Below are 18,223 nucleotides of genomic sequence, written 5' to 3' on the forward strand. Positions count from 1 at the left end.
AATGCCGCACCGCCGAACCTAGACCAGCCACTGCATCCCACGCGCCGCCAGCGCATACAGCCAGCGCAGCGGGTTGTTCGCTCCGGGCAACAGCACCAGCACCAGCAGGGCCACCACGCCGTAGGGTAATAGCCGCTGAAACGCCGGCAGCCAGCGTCGAGGCAGGAGGCTTTCCAGCAGGTTGCCGCCATCGAGCGGGGGAATTGGAAGCAGATTGAAGACCATCAGCATGAGGTTCAGCGAGAACAGGACCTCGAACCACGTGCTGGCCCCTGCTGGCATCCCGGAAAGGTGAGTCAGCGCCAGCAGCGCGGCCCAGGCCAAGAGGAAATTGGCGAAGGGGCCGGCCGCCGAGACCAGAAAGGAGCCCAGGCGCGGCCAGCGCAGCTGATTGGGATCGAACGGCACCGGCTTGGCCCAGCCGAAGCCCGCCAGCAGGATGAACAGGGTGCCGAAAAAGTCCAGGTGAACGAACGGGTTGACCGTGACCCGCCCCGCGTCCCGCGCGGTGGAGTCACCCAGCCACGTCGCGGTGAGGGCATGTCCGAACTCGTGCAGCGTGATCGAAACGATAAACAGCGGAATCAGCACCGCCAGAAAGACGGGGTCGTTGACGTGGTTGAAAATCATGCCTCTGGGACCTTGTTTCCTTCGCGGGCATGCAGGTCGGCCAGGAAGGCCAATTCCTGCGAGGGGGAGACGGTGCCAGCCAGGCGCGCTTCGAGCAAACGATCCAGGTAGAGGGCATAGCAAGGCCCTGGCGGAACGCCGAGACGTTTGAGATCGTGCCCGCTGACGCTCAATCGGATCTGCCGCCACGAGGTCCAGTAGCAGAGGACGGATCGCCGCAGCGCTGGTAAACGGGTTCCCAGGAACAGCGCCACCAGCAACCAGGGGGGCAAGCCATCCAGCTCACGTTGAATTTGAACCGTGGAAGTCGAGGCTGGGAAGCCATAGCGCACGAGTTCCCAGGCGCGCGTCAGTTGCGAGACCTGCTTACCCGCTAGCCGAAGTCGCTCCGAAACGGCGCTCGCCTCGTGAACGGAGAGGTCGGCCAACAGCAGGGCCAGGTGGGCCAGCCAACGCTCTGGTGTGTCTTCCAGGCCCATTCGCTGCGCCAAGCGTCCCGCTTGCCACAGGCGCTTCCGAACTGCCGGCGTCCAGGAGAGCTGCGGCGAGATGAACCTCAGCGCGCCCAGTTCGTCCAACCGATTCAGGCCTGGTACGGGATCCGGCAACGTCAGCAGGCGGGCCAGTTCAGTGCAGGCGCGCTCCCCGGCCGTGCCATCGAAGGTGCCCGTCCCGAGGGCAAAGCGTGCAAAGGCTTCACTGGCCGTTTCGAGCCGGAACCCCAGGGTCAGCTCGAAACGGACGGCCCGCAGGACCCGGGTGGGGTCTTCGAGAAAGCTCAGGTTATGCAACACCCGCAACTCACGGCGGGCCATATCACCGAGGGCGTCGAAAAAGTCGATCAGCTGCCCGCGATGTCCGCGATCGATTCGCAGGGCCAGACAGTTGATCGAGAAATCCCGTCGCGACAGGTCCTGCTTGAGGGAGCTGAATGCCACCTGGGGCAGGGCGCCAGGGCAGGTGTAATGCTCAGTGCGTGCGGTAGCGACGTCGAGCCGTTTGCCATCGGCGAGGGTCACGTGGGCCGTGCCAAAGGGAGGGTGGGCGTGCACCTGCGCGCCCTCGAAGGCCTGAGCGATCTGATGGGCAAAGGCGATCCCGTCCGATTCCACCACCACGTCGATGTCCATGTTGGCGCGACCCAGCACCAGGTCGCGCACGGCTCCGCCCACCAGATAGACAGGCCGATCGGCGGCCACTTCCCCGACCCGCTCGATCACCGCCAGCCAATCTGCCGGCCAGTGGGCCACCATGCGCTGGCTCATCTCCGTGGTGAGATGGGCCACCGCGTGGCGTCGGTCGGGTGCCTGGTCGTACTGGGCCCGCAGGATGTCACTGCGGGTCACGATCCCGACCATCGCTTCGCCGCGCATGACCGGCAGGCGCCCGATATCGCGCCGCACCATCAGGTCTTGCAGGTGTTGCAGGGTGGCGTCTTCCGGGACCGTTTCCAGGCGGGACGTCATGACGTGACGCACCTCGTCACCCCGCAGGCCGTGACGGGACGCCCGTTCCAGGTCACGCCGAGAGATGACGCCTGCCGGGCGTCCTGCTCGCGTCACCACCAGTCCGCTGTGACCCAGTTCGTCCAGCAAGCGCACCGCGGCGTCGATCGGCGCCTGAGCGTCGATGGTTCGCACTGGGCTCGACATCAGGTCACAGGCCCGCAACTCGGCCGGGAGGGACGCTTCCAGGGTGGCGCGCGCGTGGGCGAGCACGTCGCCGAAGGGGATTCCGCGCGCGTGCGCGCTGGCGGCCTGGGGGTGCCCTGCAGGGCCCCAGGGGGCAAAGAGTCCACGCAGGTCGACCCCCTCGAGACGGCCACGTGCGACCATCTGAGTGCGCGCGTCCCCCATCTCAACCGCCAGCAGCACCGCATCCACCTCCAGCAGGCCCTGCAGCTTGTCAGCCACCACCGACAAGCCGGCAACGAACTCGGGGACGCGCGCGCCGACGAGCAGGAGCGCGCGGCCGTTCAACGAGATCGGGCGGGCTTCCGGCAACAGCTGCTCCAGCAGGCCGCGCTGATCCGCGGTGAGACCATCCTCCAGCCACTGGGAGACCAGCGCGAGGTCTGCACCACGCTCGATCAACCAGGCGGCGGCGCGCACGTCGGCAGGTGTGGTTGCTGGATACAGCAGCGACCCCGTGTCGGCATAAATGCCCAGGGCCATGAGGGTGGCCTCCGAGGGCGACAGCCGGCAGGTCGGTAACTGCTGGAGGGCTTCTACAATCAGGCTGGTCGCGGAGCCACGCAGCGTCCGGATCCCCGCGTCCCCAGGGATCTCGTCTTTGGCCGGGGGATGGTGATCGTACACGATCCACTCGACGCCAGGCCGATCGAGCAAGGGATACAGCGGCCCCAGCCGCGCCACGGACCTGGTGTCGACCACCACCACCCGACGCACCTGCCTCAGGTCGAGTTCCTCGGCCTGGCGAAGCCCCAACAGGTCCTTGTGCAGAACAGCCAGGCGCTTCACGGTGGCGTCCAAGCTGGTCTGCAGGACGGGGACGGCTTCCGGATACAGATGCCGGGCGCCTACCAACGCCCCCCACGCGTCAGCGTCGCTGTGGATGTGGGTGATGATGACCGACTCGGGAGCTAGCTGCGGGGGCAGCTCCGCCTCGGTCATGCAGGTATCAGGTCCGCCAGGCGAACCACCCGCACCGCAGGGTCCACCTCCTGCTCCGAAAGCACCGGCAGGTCCGGGAGAGCCCCCTCAATCAGGCGACGGGCCTTGGCGCGCATGTCTTGGGGGGCCAGCAACACCGTGCGCCGCCGACTTTCACGCTCAATGGCGAGACGTGCGCGCAGGCGGGCAATCAATTCCAGCACCACCGGATCGCCAGGCTGTGCCTCGCGAAGCTGGTCCCAGCGGAAACCGATCGGAATGACCTTCAACGAGCCGTCCAGGTCCGCCAGTTCGGCGGTCAGTTGCCGCGCGAGGCGCAAACGCAAACGCTCCGTCAGGATTTCGGGGTCACGCACGCCGCCCTCGGCGGCATCGGTCAGCGCTTCGACGATGAAAGGCAAGTCGCGCAAGCTCACCTGCTCTCTCAGCAGGTTGCGCAGCACCTGCTGAACCACGCCGACGGGCAGGCGCCCCAACAGCTCCTGAACGGTGCGCGGAACCAGGTGACGGGCGCGCTCGATGGCGTGGTGGGCTTCTTCGCGGGTGAGCAGCTCGTGCAGATGGCGCCGCAGCAAGGTATCCACGTGCAGGGCCATCAGGAAGGAGGCATCGAGTACATCGAACCCGAGGAGGCGGGCCTGGCCGGCATCCTGCTCCTCGATCCAGACGCCGCGACGACCCGAGACCGGATCATCAAACGCCTCGCCAGGCAGGTCGGCGGCATCCGTGCCGACCGTCTGCAGGGCCACCAGCGCACCCGGCCGCAACTGGCCTGTTCCGACAGTGAGCCCACGCAGCCGAAGTTGATAACTGAAGGGGGCCACCTCCAGCGAATCACGCCATTGCAGCGACTGGGGCGCAAAGCCCAGCTGGTCTCGAATGGTGCGCGGGACCTGGTTGACCGTCTCACGAAGGGAGCCGGCGATCGCCGCCAGTTCCGACCCGAGGCAAATTTCAACCTCGGGCAGCGGCGAAGCGCCCGCCAGATTGCGACGCCCCTGGCCCATCTGGGCCAAGGGGCCCTGTTGGCTGGCGGCTGTGGCGATCAGCGCCCCCAGACCAAAGACGAACAGCATGGGAAAAACGTGGCGTGAAGACATCCGATCCCTCCTGCACCTATTTTAACCCAGGCCACGCGCCAGGGTAAGTCATCGCGACGATCCCGAGGCGCTAGGGCCCCCGACCCTCAAGCCCCGGTCAGCTTCAACAAGCTGAGTGGCGACACACTGATGGGCTGGGGAGAACGCCGTTCCAGGGTTCCGAGCAAGCGCAAACCGTAGAGCGGCGAGAGTTCTTCAGGGGAGACCACGGCCACGTCCGGCAACTTCGGGCGCAACACGGCCGCCACCCGTTCGCGATGCGAGGCTGGAACGATCAGTGCCATGCGCCGTCCGCCCCGGCGGGCCGTGCCCAGGGCTGCCTCGCACGCCGCCAGCAGGTCCCGGCCGGCCACCAGGTCCTGATCCAACCCCTCAAGCGTGGGCTCCCAATCTCCGCCGAGTTGCCACGCCGTGATGGTGCCCTCAGCGTCCGCGAGGCCGAGACTGATGGCCACGGACAGACGGCGCCTCACCCCCACCAGCAAGGGCGCCCCTGCGTCCTCTTCCGCGCTCGTCACGATCGCCTCGAGAACACCCGGCACGTCGCGCAGGGGGACTTCCTCCTGCCACAAGGCCTGCAGGGTGGAGAAAATCAGGGCACCACTCAGGCGCTTGCGCAGCGTGGCCACTGTCAAAGGATGACTTTCGGCCAATTCATCCAGCCAGGCCTCACAGGATTCCAACGTCAACAGATCGCCCAAGCGCCCCCGCAGGCAGTTCCATACCAGGTCACCCAGGTCCCGCGCACCGGCCTGGGCGTCCAGCTCACCGCTCGACCAGGTCAGGCCCCGCACGACGATGCGGAAGCCACGCGCCGACAACTGGGACGAGGCCTGCCAGTCGATGCGTCGCAAAGGAACGCCAAACTCGCGAGCCAGCCGAGCGCGCACCAGGGCCAGGCTTTCCGGAACGGCTCGACGCAGCGTCTGATGGGCCTCCCTCCCCAACTCCAGCACCACCACGGTGGGGGCGGGCGTCGGCGCCTCCGTATTGCTCTCCAACCGCAGCCGCACCGCTTGCTCGAGGGCGTTCGAAATCCAGTGATGGAGCGAAGCGGCGAACAAGGTGGCTGGCGCCAGCGTCACGACCATTTCGGCCAGGGCATACAGGGTCAAGGCCGACAGCGTCAGAGAGAGCGACCACCCCTTCAGCAGCAGGCCTGCCACCCCTCCGACGGCCAAAAGCGCCACCGATTGAGCAAGCCCGAGCCACGCCTCGCTGCGCAGCAGGCGAAACACCTGGGCCCCATCCGTCAGCAAATTCAACTCTTGCCGAAGGGCCTCCTCGGCTCGTTCACGCTGCCGCGGCGTCAGGCGGCCGCGACTGCTGGCGACTTCCAGCCCGGCACGGGCGTCGCTGTAGTGACGTTGGGCGAGTTCCAGGCGTTCCTGAAAAGGAAAGTGCGAGAGCGCGAAGCGAACCAATAGCAGACAGGTCACCGTCGCCAACCCCAGGCCGACCTGGCTGCCGAGGGCCGAGCGCGCCACCCATTCCAGGACGTGGCCGGTGCCCTGGCCCAGCAAGATCGCTTTGGTAATGGCCAGCGAAAGCACCACCCGGTGGAGCAAAAAGCGCCGCATGAAACCGGGCAGCGACTGCATCGCTTCCCCGGGAGCCAGGTCCTCTCCGACCCAGAAAACCAGCGTCGACAGGGCGATCGCCGTGGCCAGCACCACCAGCAGCCAGGCATCCAGCACCCCGCCGGGCAGCGGCAACAACAGCACCCCCGCGAACAGCAGGGCACCCAACGCGATGCGCACGTCGGGGCGATTGTCGAGCCAGTGATGGAGGCCGTGAAACGGCCCGAAAAGGCGGTCTAGCATGATGGGGTCAACAGAATGCCTGGTATTCTAGCCCAAACACGCCATCCCCACCAGCCAAGCGCGGGGGCCCCGGCTCAAGGCGTTCGGGTGGCCTTTACCCAGACTTCCCAATCTTCCAGGTAGGCTTCCTGCTCGACGCTCTGAACGTACTCGGGGCGACGGCTCCGGACAAAGCTGAGGGCCTGTGCAGCCGTCAGTCCATCACGCCAGATGGCGTAGGCGGCCAGCATGGTTCCCGTGCGGCCGATGCCGGCCAAACAATGAACCACCACGCGTTCCCGAGTCGCGGTGGCGTCATCGACCAACCGACAAAAACGCTGCGTTTGCTCGTGGTCAGGCGCCCCGAAGTCGGCAATCGGCAAATGGTGTGCCACGAAGGGCGCTTCCTGCGGCAGGTCGAGGGCGAATTCGGTCAGCGTCACGATGTGCTTGACACCCGCCTCAGCGAGATAGTCGAGGTCGGCACCGAGCGCAGTGAAATAACCAGGACAGGCCATTCCGGCGAGCAATTCGGGGAACACCCAGGTGAAACGGTAGGCCATTTCGAGCGGCTCCTGACGTGGTGACGCCCCGGCGGAGGAGGGGGCGGTCCCCATCTTAGCGCATCGTCCAGGCCGCGTGGCCGGCAGCGAGAAGGGCGTGGTTTTTGCGATCGTCGCCTGCTTCGTGATAGGATCACGCCGTTTTTGCACTGAACGCCCCCAGAGAAGTGAGCACGCAGAACCATGATTTCTTCGAACGATCTCCGTCCCGGTAAAACCATCGTCATCGACGGCAATCCCTGGACCGTGCTCGAATTCTTGCACGTCAAACCCGGCAAGGGCGCGGCCTTCGTGCGCACCAAGCTCAAGAACCTCAAAGCCGGCAACACGGTGGAAAGAACGTTCCGCGCCGGTGAAACGATCCCGGTGGCCAACATCGACAAGCGTGAAATGCAGTACATGTACGAGGGCGCCGGCGAGTACAACTTCATGGACCAGGAAACCTACGATCAGGTGGCCCTGACGCCCGAGCAACTTGGCGACACCGTCAAGTGGCTGAAGGAAGGCATGATTGCGCAGGTCCTCTACTTCGACACCGCCGTGATTGGGGTCGACATTCCCAACATGGTGGAGCTCGAAGTGGTCGAAACCGACCCAGGCGTGCGGGGAGATACCGCGACGGGCGGCTCCAAACCGGCCAAGCTCGAAACGGGCGCGGTGGTGGCGGTGCCCTTCTTCATCAACCAGGGTGAACGCATTCGCGTGGACACCCGCTCGGGAGAATACCTTGGCCGTGCTTGATTCAGAAGCGGCGTCCCTCCTCGACACCCAGCAATTGCGCGACCTCCTGGCCGCGTTCGACGCGTCGGATTCGGTCGAGCTGAAGCTGTCGGCGGGTGACTTCAAGGTCCACCTGAAAAAGGCGCAGGCCGCGGCGGTGTTTGCACCGGTCGTTCACGCCCCCGTGCCGACGCTTGCCGTGCCGACGGCAGCCCCGACGGCAGCCCCGGCGGCTGAGTTGGCTGCTTCCGCGCCTGCCTCGCCTGCGACCGCGGCGCCAGTCTCCGCCACCACCGGGGTGCGCTCTCCCATGGTGGGGACGTTCTATCAGTCGCCGTCGCCGGATGCGCCGCCCTTTGTTCGCGTGGGTGACGTGGTCAAGCCCGGCCAGACCGTCTGCATTATCGAAGCGATGAAGCTGATGAATGAGATAGAGGCGGAGCAGGCTGGGCGCGTGGTTCGGATCCTGGTCCAGAACGGACAGGCCGTCGAATTCGGCCAGTTGCTGCTCGAACTCGAGCCGGCCTGATGCCGGCCATTAGCCGGGCCAGGATGCAGCCATGATCAAGAAAGTGCTGATTGCCAATCGGGGCGAGATTGCCCTGAGGGTCCTTCGTGCTTGTCAAGAACTCGACATCGATGCGGTGGTCGTCTTTTCAGAGGCCGACCGCGAGAGCTTGCCCGTACGCCTGGCCCACGAATCGGTGTGCATTGGGCGCGCCGCCGCGAGCGACAGTTACCTGAACGCGCAGAGCATTCTGTCCGCCGCCGCGATCACCGGGTGCGATGCAATCCACCCAGGCTATGGCTTCCTGGCCGAGAATGCCCGCTTTGCGGAGATGGCCGAGGCGCACGGCTTCACGTTCATCGGGCCGGAGCCTGACGCCATCGCCAAGATGGGCGACAAGGCCAGCGCCCGTGAGCTGATGAAACAGGCTGGAGTGCCCGTGGTGCCAGGCTCGGAAGGCATCGTGGCCGATCCGGATGCTGCGCTGGCCCTGGCGGAGGCGATCGGCTATCCGGTGCTGATCAAGGCCACGGCGGGCGGTGGTGGTCGCGGGATGCGGGTGGCTCACCATCCGCGAGACCTGCAGGACAATCTGAAGATGGCGGTCAAGGAGGCCGAGGCTGCCTTCGGCTCAGGGGATGTGTATCTGGAGAAGTACCTTGAGGAACCTCGGCACATCGAGTTTCAGGTCATCGCCGATACGCATGGCCACGTGGTTCACCTCGGCGAGCGCGATTGCTCCGTGCAGCGGCGCCACCAAAAATTGTTGGAGGAGGCGCCTTCGCCGGCGCTCACGCCCGATCTGCGGGATCGCATGGGGGCAGCAGCACTCAAGGCGGCTCAAGCGGTGAGCTACCGCGGAGTGGGGACCGTCGAGTTTCTGCTCGACCGGCACGGACAGTTCTACTTCATGGAGATGAACACGCGCATCCAGGTCGAACATCCGGTGACCGAACTGATCACCGGCATCGATCTGATCAAGGAGCAGATCCGCATCGCCTCCGGGGAGCCACTGGGCTACTCGCAAGCGGACATCCACTTCCAGGGTCATGCCATCGAGTGTCGCATCAACGCCGAGGATCCTGACCGCGACTTTCAGCCCTGCCCCGGCACGATCCAGGCCTACGCCGCGCCCGGGGGGCCTGGCGTGCGGGTCGACAGTCATTGCTATCCGGGCTACGCCATCCCGCCGTTTTATGACTCGATGATCGGCAAGCTGATTGTCTGGGCGCCGGACCGTCGTCAGGCGATCGCCCGGATGTCCCGCGCCTTGGGCGAGTATGCGATCACCGGCATCAGCACGACCATCCCGCTCCACGAACGCATCCTGGGCAATGCATTTTTCCGCAATGGCGAGGTTTACACCAACTTCGTTCAGCGGCGGATCCTCGGAAACTGACCCCGGCACGCCGCCTCAGCGCTTCGCAGACAGCAGCTTTCGCCTGTTCTTGTTATGATCGGGGGGCCGGTTCCCCCCGAATTTGTTTCACGCGTCCCTCGGGACCGGCCCAGGAGGCCTCGAATCATGCTGAACACCCGCCGATCGGCGCGTGAACTGGCCCTGCTCACGCTGTCCCAGATCTCCAATCGTAGCGACAAAGCCCCCGTCAGCCTGACGGAGATGCTCGCGCGGGCCGCGGACATGCTGGCCAACGAGGCCCGTGAGCGCCTTCAGGAGGCCGGGGCTGACCTGGTGACCTCGGAGCGCAAGGTCCAGGAAGCCTACCTGGAAATCAGTGCTGGTGAGACCCTGACGCGGGATGACATGGCGGCCCTGCTGAGCACCCTGGAACGGGCTCAGAACGCCGTCGAATTGCTGGGGTCGGCGCTTGAGTTGCCGGCGCAAGTGGCGCTCTCCGGCGGTGAGGAAGTGCGCGAATTCGTCACGGCGCTGGTGCAGACCTTCGTCGACCATCAGGGGGAAATTGACCAACGTCTGGAAGGGGCCGCCGACAACTGGGCGGTTGATCGCATGGCCAGCCTGGACCGCGACATCCTGCGTTTGGCGGTCGGCGAGCTGCTATGGACGCCGGAGGTGCCGGTCGAGGTGGTCATCAACGAAGCGGTCGAACTGGCGAAGAAGTATGGCACGCCGGATTCCGGTCGCTTCGTGAACGGTGTGCTCGCCCGCTTTGCCGAAGAAGGGGCGCAACGCCGCCTCAGCAAGCCCCATGTGGTTTAGTTGGGGCAAGCCGAAGCCACCTGCCGACACGTCCACCGCGGCGGCCACGGTGGCCCCCCTCGAGCCAACAGAAGAGCCGTCCGCGCCCGTCCCAACCGACGCCTCGTCACAAGACGCACTGGCAAATTCTGCCTGTGCATCAGACGCTGTTGGGACCGAGTCTGAATCCGCCGAGTCGGCGCCCTTCTCGCCCCCCACGGTGGGGACCGGCGCGCCCTCGGAGTCCGCGTCCGCCGAGGCCGTCGCAACGGCAGCTCCAGGCGCTGAGCCTCCCTCATCGGGTGCTGAACAGCGGGAAGACCGCGGTACTACCCCTGAAGGCACCCCAGCCGCTCCGCGCAAGAGCTGGTGGGCCAGAGCTTGGGACGCCCTCAACAAGCCCGTCTTCGATCAGGATGAAGATTGGGCCATCAAGACGCGGGAACGGCTGGCCGAGACCCGCAAGGCCCTGGTCAACCGCGTGCAGGTGCTGGTGCTGGGCCGCGGTCGCATTGATGACGACCTGCTCGAGGAACTCGAGGAGATCCTGATCGGCTCCGACGTCGGCGTGGCGACCACGGACGACATTTTGGCCCACCTGCGGGTCCTGGCACGGGAACAGGCCTTGAAACCCGAGGGAATCCCGGCGGCTTTGGCCACCTTCCTGGAGGAACGCCTGGGCGAGGCTCAGCCCCTGCGCATCGATCCGGACGCGCTCAACGTGCTGATGATCGTGGGCGTGAACGGGGTTGGGAAAACCACCACCGTGGGCAAGCTCGCGGCACGCCTGCAGCACGCCGGTCATCCCACCGTCGTGGCCGCGGCCGATACTTTTCGGGCCGCCGCGATCGACCAGCTGGAAGTCTGGGCTGAGCGCGCTTCGGTCGAGGTGGTGCGCCACCAGCATGGGGGCGATGCCGCGGCGGTGGTGTTCGACGCGATCAAGGCGGCAGAAGCCAGGGCCAAGCGCGTCTTGCTGATCGACACGGCCGGGCGGCTGCACAACAAGGCCAATCTGATGGAGGAGCTGCGCAAGGTCCGGCGCATCATCGACCGGGAACTGCCGGGTGCGGTGGTGCAGGTGTTGCTCGTGCTGGATGCCACGACCGGTCAGAACGGCTTGCGTCAGGCGGAGGTCTTCAAGGAGGCCGTGGGGCTGACGGGCGTGATCCTGACCAAGCTCGACGGCACCGCCAAGGGCGGCGTGGTCTTTGCGATCCAGCAGGCGCTGGGCATTCCCGTTCAGATCGTGGGGCTCGGGGAAAAGCTGGAGGACATCGGCGACTTCGACCCCAAGAACTTCGTTCGCGGGCTGTTCGGGGCTTCGGCTTCGGCAGACTGAGCCGCTCCGGTTCTTCGTCGCTCACCCGTGCTAAAATGTGTCCTCGCCTCGGGGACGTGGCGAAATTGGCAGACGCGCGGGTTTTAGGTACCCGTACTTCGGTGTGTGGGTTCGAGTCCCACCGTCCCCACTGGCAGGTCACCCCAGCGTGCGTGCAGGGCGTGCCTGCAGCTTCGGTTTTGTCGGGGCCCCCACGCGGGCCCCTCCAGCGGACACAGGAGACACCGTCATGCCTTCATACTGCCCACCCGTCGTGACCCTGCGCGGCCTGCTGGCCGCTGCGCTGGTGTGTGCCACCACGCTGACGCTCGGAAATTCACCTGCGTCGGCGCGCACGGTGGCGGCTGACGCGACACCTCGGGCCGCCACGCTGCAAGAGGTGGAGAAGGCCGCGGGCCACAAGGTGGTCAAAGGCACCACCGTCGTGTTGCAGACCAGCAAGGGCAAGATCGAGATCGTGATGTTTCCCAAGGAAGCGCCCAAGACCGTCGCCAACTTCCTGAAGCTGGTCAAGAGTGGTTTCTACAACAACACCACTTTCCACCGCGTCATTCCGGGCTTCGTCTCGCAGGGCGGCGACCCGCTGTCAAAGACCCTCAAGCCTGGCGATGGGCGCATCGGCACAGGTGACCCCGGCTACAAGATCGAGGACGAGCACGGCAACGGCCTGAAGCACATTCCCGGCGCGGTCGCGATGGCGCACTCGGCCATGCCCAACTCGGCGGGTTGCCAGTTCTACATCACCCACGCACCGATCACCCATCTGGACGGCGGTTACACGATTTTTGGGCACGTGACCAAGGGCTTCGAACTGGCCGCTTCGATGGCGCACTGTGAAGGCTGCGCCACGCCGGAGCGGATCATCAAGGCCTCGGTGCGCTAGGAATCCACTGCCATGCCACTTTCTCCGCAGGCTCTGAACTTCGGCAACTTGCCCCCGGAGTGCAGCGATCCGGACCATGCCAAGGTCTGCGTCGTGCCGTTCCCCTACGAGGCCACCACCAGCTACCGCGGTGGCACCAAGGACGGCCCCGCCGCCTTGCTCATGGCTTCGGCTCAGGTGGAGCTGTATGACGACGAACTCGACTGGTCGCCCTACGAGGTCGGCATCGCCACCACGGCGACGCTCTGGCCCTCGCGGGAGAATTACGACGCTCCGATGCGGCAACTGGAGGGCGTGGTCGATGCGGCGCTGGAGCGCGGCATGTTTCCGATCGTGCTGGGTGGCGAGCACGCCATCACGGTGGGGTCGGTGAGGGCGGCACTGAAGCGCTGGCCTGACCTGGCCGTGCTGCAGATCGACGCCCACGCCGACCTGCGGCAGGCCTACGAGGACACGCCGCATTCCCACGCCAGCGCCATGGCGCGCCTGGTCGATCTGGGTGTGCCGCTCGTCCAGGTGGGAATCCGCAACATTTCGGCCGAAGAGATGGCCTGGTGGCGTGAAAAGCAGCCTTCCACCATCTTCTGGGCCCGGGACTACTGCCGGGGGCGCCAGGGGCCGGCCGAGGTCTTGGCGGCGCTGGGCGATCGCCCGGTCTTCCTCACGATCGACCTGGATGGCCTCGACCCGGCCGTGATTCCCGGCGTCGGCACGCCCGAACCTGGGGGACTTGGCTGGTGGGAGACCCTCGACCTGCTGCGCACCCTGTTCCGGAGCAAGCAGGTGGTGGGCTGTGACGTCGTGGAACTGGCCCCGATCGCCGGTGAGAATGTCTCCGAGTTCGCTGCCGCCAAGCTCGTCTACAAGCTGATCGGCTACAAGTTCGAGGGTTCCCGCCCGCATGACTGACGGCCGTGACGCCGACGCGACAGCCCTCCCTGGCCTCGCTTTACGGGGCCTTCCGGCCGTCGGAAAGCTGGTCACCCATCCCCAACTCGCGCCCCTGGCGGGCGCGATCGGTCCCGCCGGCTTGCGCTGGGCGATCCGCGAGGCCATCCAGGCCGAGCGTGCGCGACGCCTGACCGGGCTGCTCCCGCAAGCGGAGCAGGACCTGGTCGACGACGCGCTACGGCGCATCGACAGCTTGCTGCGGCCGCGCTTGCGCCCTGTCATCAACGCCACGGGCGTCGTGATCAACACCAACCTGGGGCGATCGCCGTTGCCTCCGGCGGCGGTGGCCCAGCTGACGGCGGTGGCGGCGGGCTACTGCAACCTCGAGATGGAGCTCGACAGCGGCCAGCGCGGCTCTCGCCACAGCCACATCGCCAGCCTGGCTACTCACCTTACGGGGGCGGAAGCGGCCCTGGTGGTGAACAACTGTGCCGCGGCGGTCCTGCTGCTCACCGACACCTTTGCGCGCGGGCGCGAGGTGGTCGTGTCGCGCGGTCAGTTGATCGAGATCGGGGGGAGCTTCCGACTGCCCGAGGTCCTGGAAGCCTCCGGCGCGAGGTTGCGGGAGGTCGGCACCACCAACAAAACCTACCTGTCCGATTACGCCCGGGCGATCGGGCCAGAGACCGGTATGCTCTTGATCTCGCACACCAGCAACTATCGCATCCTGGGCTTCACGGCCGAGGTCGAACGCGCCAGTCTGGCGGCGCTGGCCCGCGAAACGGGCGTGGTGGCGGCTGAGGATCTGGGTTCGGGGCTGCTGGTGGACCTGACCCGCTTCGGCCTGCCGCCGGAACCGACCGTGCAGCAGAGCCTGGCGGCCGGACTGGACCTGGTGGTGGTCAGTACCGACAAGCTGATGGGCGGTCCGCAAGCGGGGCTGGTGCTGGGCCGGGCCGAGCTGGTCGCCCGGATGCGGGCGAACCCGCTCATGCGGGCCTTGCGTCCGGACAAGCTGGCGCTGGCTGCGCTGGAGGCCACGCTGCGGCAATACTTGCAGCCGGACGAGGCACTTCGGACGATCCCGACGCTGTCCATGATTGCCCGCCCGCCCGAGGAACTGGCGCGGATGGCCCAGCGGCTCGCGGCGCAGCTGTCCCAGCTGTCCGGGCTGGATGTGCAGGTGGTGCCCGGCCATTCGGCCGTGGGCGGCGGCACGCTGCCCGGTGTGGAGTTGCCGACCGAACTGGTCGCGGTCCGCGCGCACGAGCGAGCCCTGGACCAGCTGGCGCGCGCCTTGCGCCTGGGGGAGCCGTCGGTGGTCGCGCGGATTGCGGAGGAGCGTCTCTTGCTGGATCCGCGCACGCTGGCCTGGTCCGATTTCGAGCCGCTGGTGATGGCGTTTCAGCGGGTGCTGGTGTGACGTCCTCGGGGCGCCCCTTCGTGATTGGCACCGCCGGTCACGTCGATCATGGCAAGACCACGCTGGTGAAGGCCTTGACGGGGGTCGATACCGACCGCTTGGAGGAAGAGCAGCGGCGCGGCATGACGATCGACCTGGGTTTCGCCGCCTTCAGCCTGGCGGGGCACCCGGCGGCCATCGTCGACGTGCCGGGTCACGAGCGCTTCCTGAAAAACATGCTGGCCGGAGTGGCCGGCGTCGACGTGGCCCTGCTGGTGGTGGCGGCCGACGACGGCGTCATGCCGCAAACGCGCGAACACCTGGCGATTCTCTCGATTCTGGGCGTGCGCCAGGGGGTGGTGGCGCTCAGCAAGGCCGACGCGGTCGATCCGGAACTGCTGGAACTGGCGGCGGAAGACGTGCGCGCGGCCTTGGTGGATTCCTCGCTGGCCGAGGCGCCGATCATCCCCGTCTCGGCTTTGACCGGCCAAGGGCTGCCGGCCCTGCAGGACGCACTGGCGCAGGCCATGGCCCACGCCCGCCAGCGCGACATGGCGGCCCCGGCGCGCCTGCCGATCGATCGGGTCTTCAGCAAGCAAGGCTTCGGCACCGTCGTCACAGGCACCCTGGTGGCCGGCACCCTGCGCGAAGGCGACCAGCTGGTCCTCATGCCCAGCGATCAGCGGGTGCGGGTGCGTTCGTTGCAGGTTCACGGTGGCAAGGCCCCGGAGGCGAGCGCGGGGACGCGGGTGGCGGTCAACCTGGCCGGAATTGAGCGGGAGGCGGTTGGCCGTGGCGACTGGCTGGCCACCCCAGGCGCGCTGCTGGCCACGCGGCGCCTGGATGTGCGAATCGAGGTGCTGCCGGATGCCCCGCGCGTCACGCATCGAATGCGCATACGTCTGCATCTGGGCAGCGGCGAGACGATCGGGCGGGTCGCCCTGCTGGCGGGGGACGCGATCGAGCCCGGCCAGTCGGGGCTGGCTCAGCTGCTGCTGGAACAGCCAGTGGCAGGGGCTTACGGCGATCGCTTCGTGCTGCGCCGCTACGCGCCGCAACACCTGCTGGGCGGGGGCAGCATCCTGCATCCCTCACCGGAGCGCCACCGTCGCGGCCAGGCCGCGGTGCTGGCGCCCCTGGCCCACCTCGAGGCGGATGATCCGCTGACCGCCATGGCCGAAGCCCTGCGCCAGGCCGGGGCCCGCCCGGTGGCGGAGGCCTCGCTACTGGCATTCTTGCCGGTCGAGCGGCGCTCGGAGGGGATCACCTGGCTACAGGCCCAGGCCTTTGACCTGGGCGATGGACGCTACCTGCACGGTGAGGGGGCGGGCCGCCTGGCCGGCGCCCTCACGCAGGCCCTGGCGGACTTCCTGCGGGCCCAGGCCTGGCGCGTCGGCCTTTCCGCGGAGGAACTGGCCAAGCGCACCAAGCAGCCCTTGCCGTTGGTCAAGCGGGTGGCCACGGCCCTGGTTCGCCGCGGCGAATGGCGCGCCATCGGCCGACTGTACAGCAGCCAGCACCACCAACCCGCTCGCCCGCCGGAATTGCAGCGCGCCATCGAGCAGATGCTGGCCCTGCTGGCGCAGCAGCCGCTGGCCGACAGCGCCGACTTTCAGCCCTGCGGGGCGGGCGATCGCCTGCAGCCGCTGCTGGAAGACCTGACGGACGAGCAGGTGCTGCTTCGGGTCACGGGCGACATCTTCACCACGCCTGCCGCGCTGGCCGCCATGCACGCGCGCCTGCGGGAAGCCTTCGCGCGCGAGCCGCAGTTGACGGCTTCGCAGATGCGCGAGGCGATCGCCACCTCGCGCAAGTACGCCATTCCCTTTCTCGAATTTCTCGACACCAGCGGCTTCACCCGCCGCTCCGGCGACGTGCGAATGATGCGGGAGTGACGCGACGCGCCGCCTTCCGCGCTTCAATCCGCGTCGGGCCCGTGGCCGCAAAGTTTGCGCACCAGGCGGTTGTGGTGCGCGATCAAGGCGGGCAGGTCAAGATCGGGAACGCGCCCGTGCTCGACCCTCAGTGCCCCGTTCACCACCACGTGCACGGGGGGCGTCGGGTGGCACAGCAGCAGGGCGCCGATCGGATCCTGCTCCACCGCGCCGGCATATTCGATGCGAGTCATGTCATACAGCGCCAGGTCAGCCAGGCCGCCCACGTCGATCTGCCCCAGTTCCGGACGCCGCAGCAGGGCGGCGCCCCCTGCCGTGGCCAGGTCCAGAGCGGCCTGCGGGGTCATGGCCCCGGCGCCGTCGCGCAGGCGGGCCAGCAGCAGCGCCATGCGGGCCTCCAGCAGCAGATGGTTGCCGTCGTTGCTGGCCGATCCGTCCACCGCGAGCCCCACCCGGATGCCGCGTTGCCGCATCTCCGCGATCCTGGCCATCCCTGAGCCGAGGCGCATGTTGGAGCTGGGGCAGTGGGCGATCGCCGTGTCGCTGGCGGCAAGCAAATCCAGCTCCGCATCGTTGAAATGCACCCCGTGCGCGAACGAGACGTCGGGACCCAGCCAGTCGAGCTGCGCCATGTAGCCCAGCGGGCGCACGCCGAAGCGCGCCTCGCAGAAACGCTCCTCGTCGAGCGTTTCGGCCAGGTGGGTGTGCAGCAGCAGCCCGCGTCGCCGGGCCAGGTCCCGGCTGGCCTCCATCAGCGCGCGGGTGACCGAGAACGGGGAACACGGCATGACGTCGATGCGCACCATCGCCTCTGGCGACGGATCGTGGTAGCGGTCCACCAGCCGTTCGGTATCGGCCAGAATCGTATCCGGGTCCTGCACCACATGGTCCGGCGGGAGCCCGCCCTCGCGCTGGCCGAGCGACATGCTGCCGCGCCCGGCGTGCAGCCGCATGCCCAGACGCTGGGCGGCCGTGATGACCTGGTCGAGCTGCACGTCGGAGCCGTGGGGGTAGACGTAACACATGTCCGACACGGTGGTACAGCCGGACAGCAGCAGTTCCGTCAGCGACACCAGCGCGCTCACGTGGAGGGCCTCACCGTCCATGCGGCCCCAAACCGGATACTGGGTTTTCAGCCAGGGGAACAGCTCCGCGCTCTGCACCGCGGGCATTCCGCGCGTCAGCGTCTGGTAGAGGTGGTGGTGACAATTCACCAGGCCTGGCACGGCCAGCAGCCCCGTGGCGTCGATGGTGCGCTCGGCGGGCGGCACGTCGGCCCCGATGTGGCTGATGCGACCGGCCTCGACGCGCAGATGAACGCCGTGGTGCAGCTCGGATCCCGGCTTTCCCAGCGCGACACTGAGGTGGCGAAACACGATTGAACCCACGGCGTGGCCCTCCCAGGCGAGGATGCAGGTTCGCCTTATACCCGGTCGTGACCCTACCAACCGGTCACGGGGGCATCGCCGTCGGGGTAGAATGGAAGGGTCATGCGGCCGATTGTTTCCGCCAGTTGGACCGGACTGTTCCTCTTTGCGGTGGGACTTTACGGCGGCTATTATCTCCCCCTCACGCGTTACCTCACGTTGGCGGGAACCATTCCGTTGGACTGGTTCTATTTCACGCTGGTGGTGGGCGGTGGCCTGCTGGCGATCGCCTCGGAGGAATGGACCGCCCTGCAGGAAATCGAGCA

At 67.1% G+C, this 18,223-nt stretch carries 16 protein-coding genes and 1 tRNA gene; 11 read left to right on the forward strand and 6 right to left on the reverse strand.

From position 1 onward, the window contains the following. Positions 1-18: 18 nt before the first annotated feature. The 5 genes from VKP62_01100 to VKP62_01120 form a co-directional block, all read right to left on the reverse strand. Positions 19-630 (reverse strand): site-2 protease family protein, encoded by a 612-nt coding sequence (locus tag VKP62_01100; GenBank protein ID MEB3195778.1) that lies wholly within the window; start codon positions 628-630, stop codon positions 19-21. Then, positions 627-3,263, reverse strand: coding sequence for a CBS domain-containing protein (locus VKP62_01105; GenBank protein ID MEB3195779.1), 2,637 nt, complete (start codon positions 3,261-3,263; stop codon positions 627-629). The genes VKP62_01100 and VKP62_01105 overlap by 4 nt, the downstream gene beginning before the upstream one ends. Continuing rightward, positions 3,260-4,363 (reverse strand): FHIPEP family type III secretion protein, encoded by a 1,104-nt coding sequence (locus VKP62_01110; protein ID MEB3195780.1) that lies wholly within the window; start codon positions 4,361-4,363, stop codon positions 3,260-3,262. Before VKP62_01110 ends, VKP62_01105 begins: the two co-directional genes overlap by 4 nt. An 86-nt stretch (positions 4,364-4,449) precedes the next feature. Beyond that, positions 4,450-6,186 (reverse strand): FHIPEP family type III secretion protein, encoded by a 1,737-nt coding sequence (locus VKP62_01115; protein ID MEB3195781.1) that lies wholly within the window; start codon positions 6,184-6,186, stop codon positions 4,450-4,452. A 74-nt stretch (positions 6,187-6,260) separates the two neighbouring features. Next, positions 6,261-6,728, reverse strand: a complete 468-nt coding sequence (locus VKP62_01120) for a dual specificity protein phosphatase family protein (protein MEB3195782.1) — start codon at positions 6,726-6,728, stop codon at positions 6,261-6,263. Positions 6,729-6,911: 183 nt separating this feature from the next. Here VKP62_01120 and efp point away from each other — a divergent pair, with 183 nt between their 5' ends. The 10 genes from efp to selB all read left to right on the forward strand — a co-directional run bounded on the left by efp (position 6,912) and on the right by selB (position 16,530). Beyond that, on the forward strand, positions 6,912-7,469 hold the full coding sequence (gene efp, locus VKP62_01125; protein ID MEB3195783.1) for an elongation factor P: 558 nt from the start codon (positions 6,912-6,914) through the stop codon (positions 7,467-7,469). Further along, positions 7,462-7,977, forward strand: coding sequence for an acetyl-CoA carboxylase biotin carboxyl carrier protein (gene accB / locus VKP62_01130; GenBank protein ID MEB3195784.1), 516 nt, complete (start codon positions 7,462-7,464; stop codon positions 7,975-7,977). The genes efp and accB overlap by 8 nt, the downstream gene beginning before the upstream one ends. A gap of 31 nt (positions 7,978-8,008) precedes the next feature. After that, positions 8,009-9,355: an acetyl-CoA carboxylase biotin carboxylase subunit gene (gene accC, locus VKP62_01135; GenBank protein MEB3195785.1), complete on the forward strand. Its 1,347-nt coding sequence runs from the start codon at positions 8,009-8,011 to the stop codon at positions 9,353-9,355. Positions 9,356-9,481: 126 nt separating this feature from the next. Next, entirely contained in the window at positions 9,482-10,138 is a 657-nt protein-coding gene (gene nusB / locus VKP62_01140; protein ID MEB3195786.1) for a transcription antitermination factor NusB, read from the forward strand. Continuing rightward, positions 10,128-11,459 (forward strand): signal recognition particle-docking protein FtsY, encoded by a 1,332-nt coding sequence (gene ftsY / locus VKP62_01145; protein MEB3195787.1) that lies wholly within the window; start codon positions 10,128-10,130, stop codon positions 11,457-11,459. Before nusB ends, ftsY begins: the two co-directional genes overlap by 11 nt. Before the next feature lie 50 nt (positions 11,460-11,509). Next, a tRNA-Leu gene (locus VKP62_01150) sits at positions 11,510-11,589 on the forward strand. Between the two features lie 99 nt (positions 11,590-11,688). Further along, positions 11,689-12,342 (forward strand): peptidylprolyl isomerase, encoded by a 654-nt coding sequence (locus VKP62_01155; GenBank protein ID MEB3195788.1) that lies wholly within the window; start codon positions 11,689-11,691, stop codon positions 12,340-12,342. Between the two features lie 12 nt (positions 12,343-12,354). Then, positions 12,355-13,251, forward strand: a complete 897-nt coding sequence (speB, locus tag VKP62_01160) for an agmatinase (protein ID MEB3195789.1) — start codon at positions 12,355-12,357, stop codon at positions 13,249-13,251. Then, complete coding sequence (gene selA, locus VKP62_01165; protein ID MEB3195790.1) at positions 13,244-14,656, forward strand: L-seryl-tRNA(Sec) selenium transferase; 1,413 nt, start codon at positions 13,244-13,246, stop codon at positions 14,654-14,656. Before speB ends, selA begins: the two co-directional genes overlap by 8 nt. Next, positions 14,653-16,530 (forward strand): selenocysteine-specific translation elongation factor, encoded by a 1,878-nt coding sequence (gene selB, locus VKP62_01170; GenBank protein ID MEB3195791.1) that lies wholly within the window; start codon positions 14,653-14,655, stop codon positions 16,528-16,530. Before selA ends, selB begins: the two co-directional genes overlap by 4 nt. A gap of 23 nt (positions 16,531-16,553) precedes the next feature. On the opposite strand, the gene VKP62_01175 is transcribed toward selB, so the two are convergent. Continuing rightward, entirely contained in the window at positions 16,554-17,918 is a 1,365-nt protein-coding gene (locus VKP62_01175; GenBank protein ID MEB3195792.1) for an 8-oxoguanine deaminase, read from the reverse strand. Between the two features lie 102 nt (positions 17,919-18,020). On the opposite strand from VKP62_01175, the gene VKP62_01180 reads away from it, so the two are divergent. Continuing rightward, a partial coding sequence (locus tag VKP62_01180; protein MEB3195793.1) for a hypothetical protein occupies positions 18,021-18,223 on the forward strand: 203 nt, incomplete at its 3' end.

Source organism: Candidatus Sericytochromatia bacterium, from assembly GCA_035285325.1.
Lineage (GTDB): Bacteria > Cyanobacteriota > Sericytochromatia > S15B-MN24 > JAQBPE01 > JAYKJB01.

What these genes read in the sequence shown, in the direction of transcription:
- VKP62_01100 (MEB3195778.1), bottom strand. Translation starts at nt 630, where the DNA reads ATGATTTTCAACCACGTCAACGACCCCGTCTTTCTGGCGGTGCTGATT.
- VKP62_01105 (MEB3195779.1), bottom strand. Translation starts at nt 3,263, where the DNA reads ATGACCGAGGCGGAGCTGCCCCCGCAGCTAGCTCCCGAGTCGGTCATC.
- VKP62_01110 (MEB3195780.1), bottom strand. Translation starts at nt 4,363, where the DNA reads ATGTCTTCACGCCACGTTTTTCCCATGCTGTTCGTCTTTGGTCTGGGG.
- VKP62_01115 (MEB3195781.1), bottom strand. Translation starts at nt 6,186, where the DNA reads ATGCTAGACCGCCTTTTCGGGCCGTTTCACGGCCTCCATCACTGGCTC.
- VKP62_01120 (MEB3195782.1), bottom strand. Translation starts at nt 6,728, where the DNA reads ATGGCCTACCGTTTCACCTGGGTGTTCCCCGAATTGCTCGCCGGAATG.
- efp (MEB3195783.1), top strand. Translation starts at nt 6,912, where the DNA reads ATGATTTCTTCGAACGATCTCCGTCCCGGTAAAACCATCGTCATCGAC.
- accC (MEB3195785.1), top strand. Translation starts at nt 8,009, where the DNA reads ATGATCAAGAAAGTGCTGATTGCCAATCGGGGCGAGATTGCCCTGAGG.
- nusB (MEB3195786.1), top strand. Translation starts at nt 9,482, where the DNA reads ATGCTGAACACCCGCCGATCGGCGCGTGAACTGGCCCTGCTCACGCTG.
- ftsY (MEB3195787.1), top strand. Translation starts at nt 10,128, where the DNA reads ATGTGGTTTAGTTGGGGCAAGCCGAAGCCACCTGCCGACACGTCCACC.
- VKP62_01155 (MEB3195788.1), top strand. Translation starts at nt 11,689, where the DNA reads ATGCCTTCATACTGCCCACCCGTCGTGACCCTGCGCGGCCTGCTGGCC.
- speB (MEB3195789.1), top strand. Translation starts at nt 12,355, where the DNA reads ATGCCACTTTCTCCGCAGGCTCTGAACTTCGGCAACTTGCCCCCGGAG.
- selA (MEB3195790.1), top strand. Translation starts at nt 13,244, where the DNA reads ATGACTGACGGCCGTGACGCCGACGCGACAGCCCTCCCTGGCCTCGCT.